The sequence below is a fragment of the Massilia atriviolacea genome, assembly GCF_003953935.1.
Lineage (GTDB): Bacteria > Pseudomonadota > Gammaproteobacteria > Burkholderiales > Burkholderiaceae_D > Telluria_A > Telluria_A atriviolacea.
The window spans coordinates 152,606-166,885 of the sequence record NZ_RXLQ01000001.1 but is presented as its reverse complement, the minus strand read 5'-3'; the positions used below and the strand labels follow the sequence as shown (position 1 = coordinate 166,885).

At 65.0% G+C, this 14,280-nt stretch carries 11 protein-coding genes and 1 pseudogene; 8 read left to right on the top strand and 4 right to left on the bottom strand.

Features of this window, described 5'->3' with window-relative positions:
- Window positions 1–5: 5 nt before the first annotated feature.
- Window positions 6–1,391, bottom strand: a complete 1,386-nt coding sequence (locus tag EJB06_RS00755) for a NarK family nitrate/nitrite MFS transporter (RefSeq protein WP_126072084.1) — start codon at window positions 1,389–1,391, stop codon at window positions 6–8.
- An 18-nt stretch (window positions 1,392–1,409) separates the two neighbouring features.
- Window positions 1,410–2,663, bottom strand: coding sequence for an MFS transporter (locus tag EJB06_RS00750; RefSeq protein ID WP_126072083.1), 1,254 nt, complete (start codon window positions 2,661–2,663; stop codon window positions 1,410–1,412).
- 219 nt (window positions 2,664–2,882) lie between these two features.
- Between EJB06_RS00750 and EJB06_RS00745 the strand changes: the two genes are divergently transcribed.
- Entirely contained in the window at window positions 2,883–4,190 is a 1,308-nt protein-coding gene (locus tag EJB06_RS00745) for a hypothetical protein (protein WP_126072082.1), read from the top strand.
- A gap of 454 nt (window positions 4,191–4,644) precedes the next feature.
- Here the strand turns inward: EJB06_RS00745 and EJB06_RS00740 are convergent, their stop codons facing one another.
- Window positions 4,645–5,094: an RrF2 family transcriptional regulator gene (locus tag EJB06_RS00740; protein WP_126072081.1), complete on the bottom strand. Its 450-nt coding sequence runs from the start codon at window positions 5,092–5,094 to the stop codon at window positions 4,645–4,647.
- A gap of 178 nt (window positions 5,095–5,272) precedes the next feature.
- Between EJB06_RS00740 and EJB06_RS00735 the strand changes: the two genes are divergently transcribed.
- The 3 genes from EJB06_RS00735 (at window position 5,273) to EJB06_RS00725 (ending at window position 8,271) form a co-directional block, all read left to right on the top strand.
- Window positions 5,273–7,549, top strand: coding sequence for a nitric-oxide reductase large subunit (locus EJB06_RS00735; RefSeq protein WP_126072080.1), 2,277 nt, complete (start codon window positions 5,273–5,275; stop codon window positions 7,547–7,549).
- 69 nt (window positions 7,550–7,618) lie between these two features.
- Window positions 7,619–7,876, top strand: coding sequence for a DUF2249 domain-containing protein (locus tag EJB06_RS00730; protein WP_126072079.1), 258 nt, complete (start codon window positions 7,619–7,621; stop codon window positions 7,874–7,876).
- Between the two features lie 14 nt (window positions 7,877–7,890).
- Window positions 7,891–8,271, top strand: coding sequence for a SirB2 family protein (locus tag EJB06_RS00725; protein WP_126072078.1), 381 nt, complete (start codon window positions 7,891–7,893; stop codon window positions 8,269–8,271).
- An 11-nt stretch (window positions 8,272–8,282) separates the two neighbouring features.
- Here the strand turns inward: EJB06_RS00725 and EJB06_RS00720 are convergent, their stop codons facing one another.
- Window positions 8,283–8,939 (bottom strand): hypothetical protein, encoded by a 657-nt coding sequence (locus tag EJB06_RS00720; protein WP_126072077.1) that lies wholly within the window; start codon window positions 8,937–8,939, stop codon window positions 8,283–8,285.
- A gap of 177 nt (window positions 8,940–9,116) precedes the next feature.
- Here EJB06_RS00720 and nirK point away from each other — a divergent pair, with 177 nt between their 5' ends.
- From nirK to EJB06_RS00700, 4 genes and pseudogenes are all read left to right on the top strand, one after another.
- On the top strand, window positions 9,117–10,535 hold the full coding sequence (nirK, locus tag EJB06_RS00715) for a copper-containing nitrite reductase (RefSeq protein ID WP_126072076.1): 1,419 nt from the start codon (window positions 9,117–9,119) through the stop codon (window positions 10,533–10,535).
- A gap of 7 nt (window positions 10,536–10,542) precedes the next feature.
- Window positions 10,543–11,340 carry a formylglycine-generating enzyme family protein gene (locus EJB06_RS00710; protein WP_126072075.1) on the top strand — a complete coding sequence of 266 codons (798 nt, stop codon included), beginning with the start codon at window positions 10,543–10,545 and terminating at the stop codon, window positions 11,338–11,340.
- Window positions 11,337–11,927, top strand: coding sequence for an SCO family protein (locus tag EJB06_RS00705; RefSeq protein ID WP_126072074.1), 591 nt, complete (start codon window positions 11,337–11,339; stop codon window positions 11,925–11,927). The genes EJB06_RS00710 and EJB06_RS00705 overlap by 4 nt, the downstream gene beginning before the upstream one ends.
- A gap of 123 nt (window positions 11,928–12,050) precedes the next feature.
- Window positions 12,051–14,279, top strand: a pseudogene (locus EJB06_RS00700) (ribonucleoside triphosphate reductase).
- Window position 14,280 lies beyond the last annotated feature (1 nt).

Here is a 14,280-nt window from a genome sequence, read left to right as displayed (position 1 = left end):
CCATGTCAGCAAGGCATGTCGGCGTTGCGGCGCGCGTAGTACCACCACGTCACCAGGATGCACGACACGTAGAAGCCAATGAAGCTCCACAGCGCCGCGTCGGGACCGCCGGTCATGGCGATCGAGGTGCCGTAGCACTTGGGAATGAAGAACGCGCCGTAGGCCGCCACCGCCGAGGTAAAGCCGAGCACCGCCGCGCCTTCCTTGTTGGCGTCGACGATCGCCTGTTCCTTGGCCGCATGGCCCTTGCCTTCGGCGGCACGCTGGCGTTCGGTCAGGAAGATCACCGGAATCATGCGGAAGGTCGAGGCATTGCCCACGCCGGTACCGGCGAACAGCAGCATGAACATCCAGAAGAAGCCGGTGAAGTTGCCGGCCACGCCGCCATGCGGCAGGAAGTGAATGACGCCGTACACCGCCGCGATCATCAGCACGAAGGTCCACAGGGTCACGCGCGCGCCGCCCAGCTTGTCCGCCACGATGCCGCCCACCACCCGCGCCAGCGCGCCGACCAGGGGGCCGAGGAAGGCGTAGTCGAGCGGATTCACATCAGGAAACTGGGTCTTGATCAGCAGCGGAAAGCCGGCCGAGTAACCGATGAAGGAACCGAAAGTACCCGTGTACAGCCAGCACATCAGCCAGTTATGCTTGCGCTTGAAGATCACGGCCTGCTCCGAGAACGAGGCCTTGGCCGAGGCCAGGTCGTTCATGCCGAACCACGATGCCAGCGCCGTCAGGGCGATGAAGGGCACCCAGATGAAGCCCGCGTTCTGCAGCCACATGGCTTTCGACTCGCCGCCCTTGACCCACTGCTGGGCCTCGCCGCCGAAGGCACCGAACACGCCGGCGGTGATCACCAGCGGCACCACGAACTGCACCGCCGACACGCCCAGGTTGCCGAGACCGGCATTCATGCCGAGCGCGTAACCCTTCTGCGCCTTGGGATAGAAAAAGCTGATGTTCGCCATCGACGAGGCAAAATTGCCGCCGCCAAAGCCGCACAGCAGGGCCAGGATCAGCATGACCGGGTAGCTGGTGTTTACGTCCTGCACCGCGAAACCGATGCCGATGGCCGGAATCAGCAGCGAGGCGGTGGAAATCGTGGTCCACTTGCGCCCGCCGAAAATCGGCACCATGAAGGAATAGAAGATGCGCAAGGTGGCGCCGGACAGGCCCGGCAGCGCCGTCAGCCAGAACAGCTGGTTGGTGCTGTACTTGAAGCCGATATTCGGCAGGTTGACCACGACCACGCTCCATACCATCCACACCGCAAAAGCGAACAGCAGCGCCGGAATCGAGATCCACAGGTTGCGGTTGGCGGTCGACTTGCCGCTGCTTTGCCAGAAGGCCGGCAGTTCCGGCTCCCATGTGGCGATGACATATTTACTCATAGTAGATTCTCCTTTGAATTAGGCGACCACGGCCAGACGGGCCGGCGCGGCGGGCCGCGCGCTGTCTTTGAAGCTGTAATGCATCCACACCAGCGACACGCACACCGTGCCGTAGAGCAGCATGAAGGTGGAGGAGCGCACGCCCGTCAGGTCGACCAGCGCGCCGAACAGGATCGGCAGCACGAAGCCGCCCAGGCCGCCGGCCAGGCCCACCACGCCCGAGACGGCGCCGATGTTGTCGGAAAAGTCGTCGCCGATGAACTTGAACACCGAGGCCTTGCCGACCGCCATGGCGACGCCGACCACGAACAGCAGCACGGTGAACATCACGGGCGTCACGCCGATGTCGACGGTGGCGCTGCCGGTCACGGTCTTGATGACCATGCTGGTCTGCGGATACGACAGCAGGAAGAAGCACACCCAGCACACCCACATTACCCACCAGGTGACCTTGTAGGCGCCGTATTTGTCCGAGATCCAGCCGCCCAGGGCACGCAGCACGCCGCCGGGCAAGGAGAAGCAGGCCGCCAGCAGCGCGGCGAGGCGCATGTCGAAACCGTATTCGGTGACGTAATACTTGGTCATCCACAGGGCCAGGCCCACATAGCCGCCGAACACCACCGAGTAATACTGGCAGTAGCGCCACACGCGCGGGTCTTTCAGCACCTTCATCTGGTCGACGAAGGACACGCCGGCCGGCACATTGTGGGTGGGATCGCTGAACGAACACAGCCAGAATCCGACGGCCGTGACCAGCATGGCCACCGCGTACACCTTGGGCAGCATTTGCCAGCCGAAGGCGGCGATAATGGCCGGGGCCACGAACTTGGTCAGCGCCGAGCCCGAATTACCGGCGCCGAAGATGCCCATCGCCAGCCCGCGCCGTTCCTTGCCGAACCAGCGCGCCACGTAGGGCGTGCCGACCGAGAACGACCCGCCGGCCAGGCCGACGAACAGGCCGAGCACGAGGAAGTGCCAGAATTGGGTGGCGTACGCGATCAGCCAGATCGGCAGCGCGGTGGTGAGCATGAGGATGAAAAACACGATGCGTCCGCCGTAGCGGTCGGTCCAGATGCCGAGCGGCACCCGTACCAGCGAGCCGCTCAGCACCGGCGTTGCCGCCAGCAGGCCGAATTCGGTCTCGTTCAGGCCCAGCTGCGCCTTGATGGGGATGCCCAGTACCGCGAACATCATCCAGATGGCGAAGCAGATGGTGAAGGCGAAAGTACTGCTCGCCAGCACCGCTATTTGTTGTTGATTCTTGCTAGACACGTTGTTCTCCCGGATCGATGACCTGATACAGGAAGCTTACGTGCTGCCGTAAAGCACGACTATTAGCCTGAGGGCGAGTTTTCTGCGGCAATCTGGCTAGTGAACTAGCCCAAAAGAACTAGGCAGCACAGTGAGCGGCACGTCGTGTTGATATGGATCAACGATGCGCTTCTTCGTTTTGAGGTATAACAACAGACCCAGAAACCGTGAGGCAACGCCATGCAAGATTTTGCAACATCCGATTCCCTCTGCGAACCCGGCTGCGGCACGCAGGATGCGGCACAGCTGAACGCCAGTTGCTTCTGCGCGGGACCGTCGGCCGAGGCCCTGGCCGCGGCGCTGCGGAACGACCACGCCGGACCGGAGGTGTATGGCTTGATCAGCGAACGCTGCCCGCACCTGTTCGCGGCGCTGCCGGTCTTTGTCTCGCCGGCCCAGTCGGCGCGCATGGCGCGGCTGATCGAGGCGATCGAACAGGTGGTGGCGCTGCCGGCTTACCGGGAAGCGGTGCTGGCGGACGCGCCAGCGATTGCGCGCCACGATCCGGGCGCGCGCGGCGTCTTTTACGGCTACGACTTCCACGTGGGAGACGATGCGGTCGGCCTCATCGAAATCAACACCAACGCCGGCGGCGCCCTGCTCAATGCGGCACTGGCCCGGGCAGGACGCGGATGCAGTGCGATCGGCGATGCCGGCGACGGCGCGGCGCGCGCGGCGGCGCTGGAACAGGCCATCGTCGCCATGTTCCGCGAGGAGTGGCGCCTGGGCGGGCGCAGTACGCCGCTGCGCACCATCGTCATTGTCGACGACGAGCCGGAGAACCAGTACCTGTACCCGGAGTTCCTGCTGTTCCGCCAGCTGTTCGCGCGCCACGACATCGAAGCGCTGATCGTCGACCCGTCGATGCTGCGCTGGGAAGCGGGCAGCCTGTGGCGGGGCGACCTGATCGTCGACCTGGTCTACAACCGCCTGACCGACTTCATGCTCGACGCGCCGGAACATGCGGCACTGCGCGACGCCTACCTGGCCAGCGCGGTGGTGCTCACGCCGCATCCGCGCGCGCATGCGCTGTACGCGGACAAGCGCAACCTGGCGCTGCTGACCGACGAGGCGCGGCTGGCGGCGCTGGGCGTTGCGCCAGAAACGCGCGCGATCCTGCTCGGCGCGATTCCGCACACGGAGCTGGTACGGCCGGCCGAGGCCGAGCGCCTGTGGCGCACGCGGCGCGACTGGTTCTTCAAGCCGGTGGCCGGCTACGGCGGGCGCGCCGCCTACCGTGGCGACAAGCTGACCAAACGCGCCTGGCAGGATATCCTCGACGGCGACTACGTCGCGCAAGCGATCATGGCGCCGTCGGCACGCACCGGCGGCAGCGCCGAGGCGCCGGACCGGCTCAAGTTCGACATCCGCAGCTACACCTACGACGGCCAGGTGCAGTGGACCGCCGCGCGCGTGTACCAGGGCCAGACCACCAACTTCCGCACACCGGGCGGCGGTTTTGCGATGGTGTACACCGCCAACGCATAGCGGGCGCCCTGGACGGCGCCAGAGGGTGTGCCTGGCTGAATCGACGAGAAAACTGCAATCTTCCCCGCCGTTTCCGTGAAGGCGGGAACCCAAGAATGCACTTTCCCCGCCGTTTCCGCGAAGGCGGGAACCCAAGAATGCACTTTCCCCGCCGTTTCCGCGAAGGCGGGAACCCAAGAATGCACTTTCCCCGTCGTTCCCGCGAAGGCGGGAACCCAAGATGCACTTTCCCCGTCGTTCCCGCGCAGGCGGGAACCCAAGATGCACTTTCCCCGTCGTTCCGCGAAGGCGGGAACCCAAGATGCACTTTCCCCGTCGTTCCCGCGCAGGCGGGAACCCAAGTTCGTCGAGCAAGCAGTGGCTATTGTGCGAAATTGGGTTCCCGCCTGCGCGGGAACGACGGTTCAACGTGATCGAAGGGCGCCCCTCGCCGGGCGCCCCTCGCCGGGCGCCCCTACTTCCAGACGACGATCGCCTTGTCCGCCCGCCCTCCCGGCCGCGCGCTGTGCGCGATCAGTTCCGCCAGCGTCACGCCATCGAGCACCTTCAGGTAGGCCGCCGTCGCCGACTTGAGCACGCCCTTGAGCGCGCAGGCCGGCGCCAAGGTGCACGAGGTGCTCTCCGGATCGAAGCACTCGGCCATATAGAAATCGGTCTCGCTGTGACGCACCACGGCCCCGATATTGATGTCTTCCGGCTCCAGCTTGAGCCGCAGCCCGCCATTGCGCCCCCTTACCGTCTCCACCATGCCCGACAGGCCAAGCTGATACACCACTTTCATCAGGTGGTTCTTCGAGATGCCGTGGACGTCGGCGATATCCTGGATGGTGGCCAGGCGATCGCGGTGCATGCCCAGGTAGATCAGGGTGCGCAGGGTGTAATCGGTATAGGCGGTCAGTCGCATGGCGTCGGATCGTGAGAGTCAGGGTCAAATGAGGCATTCAGTATACATCTATTGATCCAGATGGCGACGTTTGCGCGAAAAGAAGTATTTAACTTGCTTGTTTAAATAGATGTATCTAGAATCTTTCTTTAACGGAGCGGACTGTACCGCCCCGTTCTAATAACAAGGAAACCACGCCATGCACGCCTCACGCAAACTATGGACCTGGCTCGCAGTGATCTGCGTCCTGTCCTTCGCCGTTCTCGGCTGGGTCGGGACCGAGATCTACCTGAGCGCTCCCCCGATTCCCAAACAGGTCGCCAGCCGCCAAGGCGACGTTCTCTTCTCCCAAGGCCAGGTCGAGCGCGGCCAGCAAGCCTGGCTCTCGGCCGGCGGCCAGCAGCTCGGCTCCGTCTGGGGTCACGGCAGCTACCTGGCCCCGGACTGGTCGGCCGACTGGCTGCACCGCGAAGCGCTGGCACTGCGCGAGATCTACGCCACCAAGGAGCACAGCAAGCCGTTCGCCGAGCTCGATTTCGAACAGCAGGCTGGCCTGAACGAGCGCCTCAAGCGCGAAATGCGCGCCAATACCTACGACGCCCGCAGCGGCGCCATCACCCTGTCGCCGGAACGCGCGCAAGCCGTGCGTGAAGTCGCCGCCCACTACAGCGCCCTGTTCGGCGCCGATCCCAAACTCGACGCCCTGCGCGAGCAGTACGCCATGAGTGCGGGCAGCCTGGCCGATGCCGAGGACCTGCGCGCCCTGCCCGCCTTTATCTTCTGGTCGTCCTGGTCGGCCGCCGCCGACCGTCCGGGGGAAACGGCGATCAGCTACACCAGCAACTGGCCGCACGAACCGCTGGTCGGCAACGGCCCCACCGCCGGCGCCGGCATCTGGTCGATCGCCAGCGTGATCCTGATGATCGCGGCGATCGCCGGCATGATCTTCTACCACGGCCGCGCCCACGAAGGCGACGACCCGGCGCCACCCAAATCCGACCCGCTGTTCGACCTCAAACCGACACCGTCGATGCGCGCCACCCGCAAGTACTTCTGGGTCGTCATCGCGCTGGTGCTGGCGCAGGTCGGCATGGGCATCATCACCGCCCACTACGCGGTCGAAGGCCAGAGCTTCTTCGGCTTCCCGCTCGGCGAAATCCTGCCGTTCACCGTCAGCCGCACCATCCACACCCAGTTCGCCGTGCTGTGGATCGCCACCGCCTGGCTTGCGACGGGCCTGTATATCGCCCCCGCCATCTCCGGGCACGAACCGAAATACCAGGCGCTCGGCGTCAACGTCCTGTTCTACGCGCTGCTGTTCATCGTGGCCGGCTCCACCATCACCGGCTGGCTCGGCACCCTGCAGCACATGGGTAACGACTACAGCTTCTGGATCGGCAACCAGGGGCTCGAATTCACCAGCATGGGGCGCGTCTGGCAAATCCTGCTGTTCGTCGGCCTGCTGTTCTGGGTCCTGCTGCTCGGACGCGGCCTGCTGCCGGCCCTGCGCAAGCCATCGGAAAGCCGTGGCCTGATCGCCATGGTGTTCCTGGCGGCCCTGTGCATCGGCGGCTTCTACGCCACTTCGCTGACCTGGGGTCCGCGCACCCACTACGCCATGGTCGAATACTGGCGCTGGTGGCTGGTCCACCTGTGGGTCGAAGGCTTCTTCGAGGTATTCGCCACCGCCGTCATCGCCCTGCTGTTCTCGCGTCTCGGCCTGATCGCCGCATCGACCGCCAACAGCGCCATTATTCTGGAAACCATCGTGTTCCTGTTCGGCGGCATCCTGGGCACGCTGCACCACCTGTACTTCACCGGTACGCCGACGTTCGTGATCGCGATCGGCGCCATGTTCTCCGCGCTGGAAGTGGTCCCGCTGGCGATGATCGGCGTCGAAGCATGGCGCAACTACCAGCGCTCGAAAGCGGCGCCCTGGGTGCAAGCCTATAAATGGCCGATCCTGTGCTTCATCGCCGTCGGGTTCTGGAACGTGGTCGGCGCCGGGCTGCTCGGTTTCGCCATCAACACCCCGATCGCGCTGTACTACATGCAGGGCATGAACATGACCGCCGCCCACGGCCACGCGGCACTGTTCGGCGTCTACGGCATGCTCGGCATCGGCCTGATGCTGTTCTGCCTGCGCGGCCTGACCGAACGCGCCGCCTGGTCCGACAAACTGCTCGCGCCCATGTTCTGGACCCTGAACGCCGGCCTGGCGATGATGGTCTTCATGTCGCTCCTGCCTTCCGGTATCTACCAGGCCTGGGCCAGCGTCACGCAAGGCACCTGGTTCGCCCGCTCGCCCGAGGTGGTTCACTCGCCGGTGATGGAAACCCTGGTCTGGCTGCGCGTGCCGGGTGACGTGGTGTTCGCGGTCGGCTGCGTGTTCCTCGCCCTGTTCGCCATCAAGCTCGTTACCGGGGCGCGCGGCAGCAATGTCGTCGTCGGCTCGGTCGCACCGGGCAAGCACTGAAACGCATTTTCCCCGGCCGGCGCTTCCGGCCGGGGCCCGCATCGATTACACTACGCAAGGAGCAGCAACATGACACACGCAATTGCCTCATCCGCCTCGATCGGCCTCTATCCCTTCGACGCGCGCGGCGTCGCCAAGCGCTTCCGGCACGCCGCCATCTTCGGCGCGCTGTCCGCGCTGGAGCCGGGAGAGACCATGCGCTTTTATAACGACCACGATCCGCTGCCGCTGCTGGCGCAGATCGAGGCCCACTTCGGATCGAGCGTGACGATCGCCTACGTGGCGCGCGCGCCGGGCGAAATCATCATCGACTTCGGGATCGCCTGAAGAGAAGGACAAGCATGGGGTACCTCGCCGTCAAACACCTGCATATGAGCTGCGCGGCGCTCAGCATCTTCCTGTTCATGTTGCGCGGTATCTGGATGCTGCGCGACTCGCCGCAACTGGGACAGCGCTGGGTGAAGAGCGTACCGCATATCGTCGACTCGGTACTGCTGGCCAGCGCCATCACCATGGTGGTGTGGAGCGGCCAGTACCCGTTTGCGCAGCCCTGGCTGGGCGCCAAGGTGGTCGCGCTGGTACTGTACATCGTGCTGGGCGTGGTCGCACTCAAGCCGGGGCGTCCGAAAGCGGTGCGCGCGGCGGCCTTCGGCGCGGCCATGCTCACCGTGGCTTACATCGTCGAGGTGGCGCTCACGCGCCAGGTGGTCCCGTTCGGCTAAGGCAGTTCGGCTCACTCGCGATGAGGCTTGGGCGGTATGCCATACCAGGGATTGTCAATCTCCTGGCGGCAGACCTGGCCTTCGGGCATTGGGGCCGAATGCCGCTTTACCTCTGACGACGCGAGCGGTTTCGCCGTCATTTCATTTGCTAGCTGCGCCTGCACCGAACCGTCGGCGAGGAAGTGAAACGCCACCATATCCGGACGATCGGGACCCGCCGCCGGCCGGATATCGACGATGGCCTGACACCAGCGCCCGCCGCGCGGGTTGTTCCTGGAAGGCGCTTCGTACCCTTCCGGCTCCGCGTCATAGTAGCCGAGATTATGAATCACGAGCCAGACGAGGCGTACGCGCCCGGGCTTGTCCAGCGGGCCGCTCCACATGAAGCAGCACGTGCTCGCGCTACGGGTGATCTTTTCACCGTTATCGAGTGTCTCTTCGCTCCCATTGACCCGGTAAGTGGAGCCGCCCGACGGCGCATTATCGATCTTGAAGGGCAGCGCGCTGTCCTTGAACGCGATCTGGTGAAGGATGTACCGCGTGTAGTTGTACGAGGTCGCGGTAAACGTGCGATCGAGTTCCTCCTGCCGCTGGCGCGCTTCACGCTCCTTCCAGTCGCAGCCCGCCAATGCGAGCAGCGACAACAGCCCGGCAATCGTCATGTTCATCTTCCGGTTCGCTGCGCATTGTCGATGCATGATCTTCTTTCAAAGCCGCCCGGTTGGGCATGCCAGCAGAATGCCCGGAAATACAATCTACATCAAGGAATTTCCAGAACGCAAACCTTAGCATTCTGTTGACGGCTGCCTTTCGCAGCGTCCAACAGAAAAAGAAAAGGTCTTATCATGCGCTCGCTTCCTCTCCGCCTCGCCGGCACCTGCTTCGCCACCGCTTCCGCTCTCCTTTCGCTGCACGCCATCTCCGCTCCGGCCGCCGAGCCGGCGCTGCCCGTCATCCATCAGCAATTGCTGGCGCCGCCCTTGCTGCCGCCGCAAATCACGCGCAAGACCCCGGCGCGCGTGGTCGTCAACCTGACCGTCGAGGAAGTCGAGCGCGAAATCGCACCCGGCACGCGCTACACCTTCTGGACCTTCGGCGGCACCGTCCCCGGCAAGATGATCCGCGTGCGCGAAGGCGACACGGTCGAACTCAATCTGCAAAACCTGGCCGGCAACAAGCTGCCCCACAATATCGACCTGCACGCCGTCACCGGTCCCGGCGGCGGGGCCGGACAAACCCTGATCGCGCCGGGCAACCAGGCCAGCTTCACCTTCAAGGCGCTGGCTCCCGGCCTGTACGTCTACCACTGCGCCACCGCGCCGGTCGGCATGCACGTCGCCAACGGCATGTACGGCATGATCCTGGTCGAACCGAAGGAAGGCATGTCCAAGGTCGACAAGGAATACTACGTCATGCAGGGCGACTTCTACACCACCGGCGCCTACCGCGCTCCCGGCCTGCAGGGCTTCGACATGCAGAAGGCGGTCGACGAGCGCCCAACCTATGTGCTGTTCAACGGCGCCGACGGCGCACTGACCGGCCAGGGCGCGCTGACCGCCAAGGCGGGCGAGAAGGTGCGCATGTTCTTCGGCGTGGGCGGTCCGAATATCGTCTCGAGCTTCCACGTCATCGGCGCCATCTTCGACAAGGTCTATACCGAAGGCGGTTCGCGCTTCACGGAAAACGTCCAGACCACGCTGGTGCCAGCGGGCGGCTCGACCATCGTCGAATTCGTGCCGCGTGTGCCGGGCAACCTGACCCTGGTCGACCACTCGCTCACGCGCGCCTTCAACAAGGGCGCGGTCGGCCTGATGTCGGTCAGCGGACCTGAGCGGCCGGACATCTACGGCAAGGGCATCAAGACGCCGCTGCCCGGCTCGAAGCCGCCAGCCGTCGCGGCCAAGGCGCCGCCGGTACCCGCCGCCACCGATGCGCAGCGCCTGCGCGGCAAGGCCGTGTACGACAATACCTGCGCGTCCTGCCATCTGCCGGACGGCAAAGGCGTACCGGGCGTGTTCCCGCCGCTGGCCAATTCGGACTTCTTCCAGGAGCGGCCTTACGAAATGGCGCACATCGTGCTGCATGGCCGCAGCGGAGAGCTGGTCGTCAACGGCGAGCATTACAACTCGGTCATGCCGCCGCAGGACCTCGACGACGACGATGTGGCCGCCGTCATCAACTACGTCAGCACCGAGATGAACGCCGGTAAACCGGTCATCACGCCGGCCCAGGTCAAGCAGATGCGCCAGGTCAAAGCCAATTGAACGCGCGATGAACCGCTCCCTGACCACCTTCGCCTGCGCGGCGATGTTGTGCGGCGCCGCCGCTGCCGGCGAGTACGTCGCGCTGCCCGGCGGCGTGCTGCGCTCCGTGATGCCGGCCGACGGCAAGGAGGCGCCGGCCGTGGTGGCGCCGTTTTCGATGCGCGCCGCACCGGTCAGCAACGCCGAGTTCCGCCAGTTCCTGCTCGCCCATCCGGAATGGCAGCGCGGCCAGGCGCCGGCGGTGCTGGCCGCACCGACGTATCTGACAGCGTGGAGCGGCGCCGCCGACCATGGCACGCTGGCGCCCGACGCGCCGGTCACCAACGTCAGCTGGCACGCGGCGAATGCCTTTTGCGCCAGCGAGGGCGCACGCCTGCCGCGCTGGTACGAATGGGAATTCGCCGCCTCGGCCGACGCCACCCGTGCCGACGCCCGCGACGATCCCCAGTGGCTGGAGCACATCCTCAACTGGTACGCCCATCCGGCCAGCACGCCGCCATCCCGGACGCGCGCCGACGCGCCCAATTACTACGGCCTGTATGACATGCACGGCCTGGTATGGGAATGGGTCGAGGATTACAGCGCACTGTTCGTCAGCGCCGACAGCCGCACGCAAGACCCGCGCAAGCAGCTCGATTACTGCGGCGGCGCGGCGCTCTCGCTGGGCGACCGCCGCAACTACGCGGTCCTGATGCGCATCGCCCTGCTGGCGGCGATGGATGGCGCGCAGGACGGCGGCTACCTGGGTTTTCGCTGCGCACGCGGCGCAACTCCCGATGCACCCAAACCGAAAGACAGACCATGAACCCCTTCAATCCCTTACGCCGCACCGCGCTGCGTGCCGGCGCGCTCGCCGCCGCACTGATCGCGGCGCCGCTGGCGCACGCCGAGGCGCTGCCCGCCGAGTCGCTGTACCGCCTGTCGGTCCCGCTGAAGGACAGCCAGGGGCGCCAGTTCGACTGGCGCGCGCTGGCCGGCCGCCCACTGCTGGTGACCATGTTCTACGGCGACTGCAACGCGGCCTGCCCGATCATCATCGAAAACCTGCGCCGCACCGTCGACGAGGTCAAGCCCGCGCCGGGCCGGCTGGCGGTGCTGATGGTCAGCCTCGATCCGCTGTACGATTCGCCCGCCTCGCTGGCCGACCTGGCCAAATCGCACAAGCTCGATCCGGCCATCTTCCGCCTCGCCGTGGCCGCCAACGAGACCCATACGCGGGCCATGGCCGGCGCGCTGCAGGTCAAGTACCGCAGCGTCAGCAACGGCGAGATCAACCACACAACGCGGGTCAGCCTGCTCGACGCGAACGGCAAGGTCCTGGCCAGCAGCACCCAACTGAGCCCCCTGCCGGATCCGGCCCTGGTGGCGCAGATCAAGCTGGCAGTGAAGTAGGCGACGGCGAAAAACCAATCTGCATCAAGGATTTTCGCATCGCTCCACAAACCTCGTTGACCACACTAGATATAGTCAATAACCTCTCCCCATGCACTATATCTTGTGCCTCATGGAGAGCAAATGACCATTCCACCGTTTCACGTCCCCACCCAACTGCGCAAGCGCGACGGCGCCATCAAGCCGTTCGACGCCGGCCGCATCGAGTCGGCCCTGCGCCGCGCCGCGCAGGCCAGCGGCGAGTTCGATGCCGATACCGCCCATCTGCTGACCACCAGCGCCGTACTGCCCGCGCTGGCCGCCCTGTCGACCGGCATCCCCGGCGTCGAGCAGGTCCAGGATGCGGTGGAGGCGGCCCTGTTCGAGGCCGGCCACCGCGCCACCCTGCGCGCCTATGTCGTCTACCGCGAGCAGCACCACGGCTTGCGGCGCGACCGCAAAAGCCTGATCGATGTCGAGGCGTCGATGAACGAATACCTGGAACAGCGCGACTGGCGCGTCAACGCCAACGCCAACCAGGGCTACTCGCTGGGCGGGCTGATTCTCAACGTGTCGGGCAAGGTGATCGCCAACTACTGGCTCGATCATGTCTATCCGCCGGCCGTGGGCGAGGCCCACCGCAGCGCCGACCTGCATATCCACGACCTCGACATGCTGGCCGGGTATTGCGCCGGCTGGTCGCTGCGCACGCTCCTGCATGAAGGCCTGAATGGCGTGCCGGGCAAGATCGAATCGTCGCCGCCGAAGCACATGTCGAGCGCGATCGGCCAGATCGTCAATTTCCTCGGCACCCTGCAGAACGAGTGGGCCGGCGCCCAGGCCTTCAGCTCCTTCGATACCTACATGGCGCCGTACGTGCGGGTCGACGAATTGAGCTACGAGAGCGTCAAGCAGTACATCCAGGAGCTAATCTACAACCTGAACGTGCCGTCGCGCTGGGGCACGCAGACGCCGTTTACCAACCTGACGTTCGACTGGGTATGCCCTGAGGACCTGCGCGAGCAGGTACCGCAGATCGCCGGCGTCGAGATGCCGTTCACCTACGGCGAGCTGCAGGTCGAGATGGACATGATCAACCGCGCCTATATCGAGATCATGATGGCCGGCGACGCCAAGGGGCGCGTCTTTACCTTCCCCATCCCGACCTACAACATCACCGAGGACTTTGCCTGGAACAGCCCCAACGCCGAGCTGCTGTTCGAGATGACGGCGCGCTACGGCCTGCCCTACTTCCAGAACTTCCTGAACTCGGAACTCAAGCCGAACATGATCCGCTCGATGTGCTGCCGCCTGCAGCTCGACCTGCGCGAACTGCTCAAGCGCGGCAACGGCCTGTTCGGATCGGCCGAGCAAACCGGCTCGCTCGGCGTGGTGACGGTCAACTGCGCGCGCCTCGGTTACCTGCATGCGGACGACGAGGAAGGCCTGTTCGACGCGCTCGACCGCCTGCTGGAGCTGGGACGCGACAGCCTGGAAATCAAGCGCAAGGTGATCCAGCGGCATATGGACAATGGCCTGTTCCCGTACACCAAGCGCTACCTCGGCACCTTGCGCAATCACTTTTCGACGCTGGGCGTGAACGGGGTCAATGAAATGATCCGCAATTTCAGCTGGGGCGAGCAGGATATCTCGACCGAATGGGGCCATGCCTTCGCCCTGCGCCTGCTGGACCACGTGCGTGCGCGCATGCTCGAATTCCAGGAGCAGACCGGCCATATGTACAACCTCGAAGCGACACCCGCCGAAGGCACCACCTACCGTTTTGCGCGCGAAGACCGCAAGCGCCATCCGGACATCCTGCAGGCCGGAACCAACGCCATGCCCTACTACACCAACTCCTCGCAGCTGCCGGTGGGGTTTACCGACGATCCCTTCGAGGCGCTGGAGCGCCAGGATCCGCTGCAGCGCAAGTACACCGGCGGCACCGTACTGCACCTGTACATGAGCGAGCCGCTGTCCACCGCCGACGCCTGCCGGCAGCTGGTCAGGCGCGCGCTCGGGCGTTTCGGCCTGCCGTATATCACCGTTACGCCGACGTTTTCGATCTGCCCCAAGCACGGTTATCTGGCGGGCAGCCATCCATTTTGTCCCAAATGCGATCTTGACCTGATCGCGCGCAAGCAACGCGAAGTTGCCTAACCAAGCAAGGAGTAGTCCATGTCAGACCTGAGCCAAGCCGTCTTTTTTGCACCCCAAACCATCACCCTCACCGATGCCGAACGCCAGCCGTGCGAAATCTGGACCCGCGTGATGGGCTATCACCGCCCTGTATCGTCCTTCAATACCGGCAAGAAGGGCGAGTTCCACGAGCGCACCTGGTTTACCGAGCGCGCCATCGCGGCGCGCGGCTAGC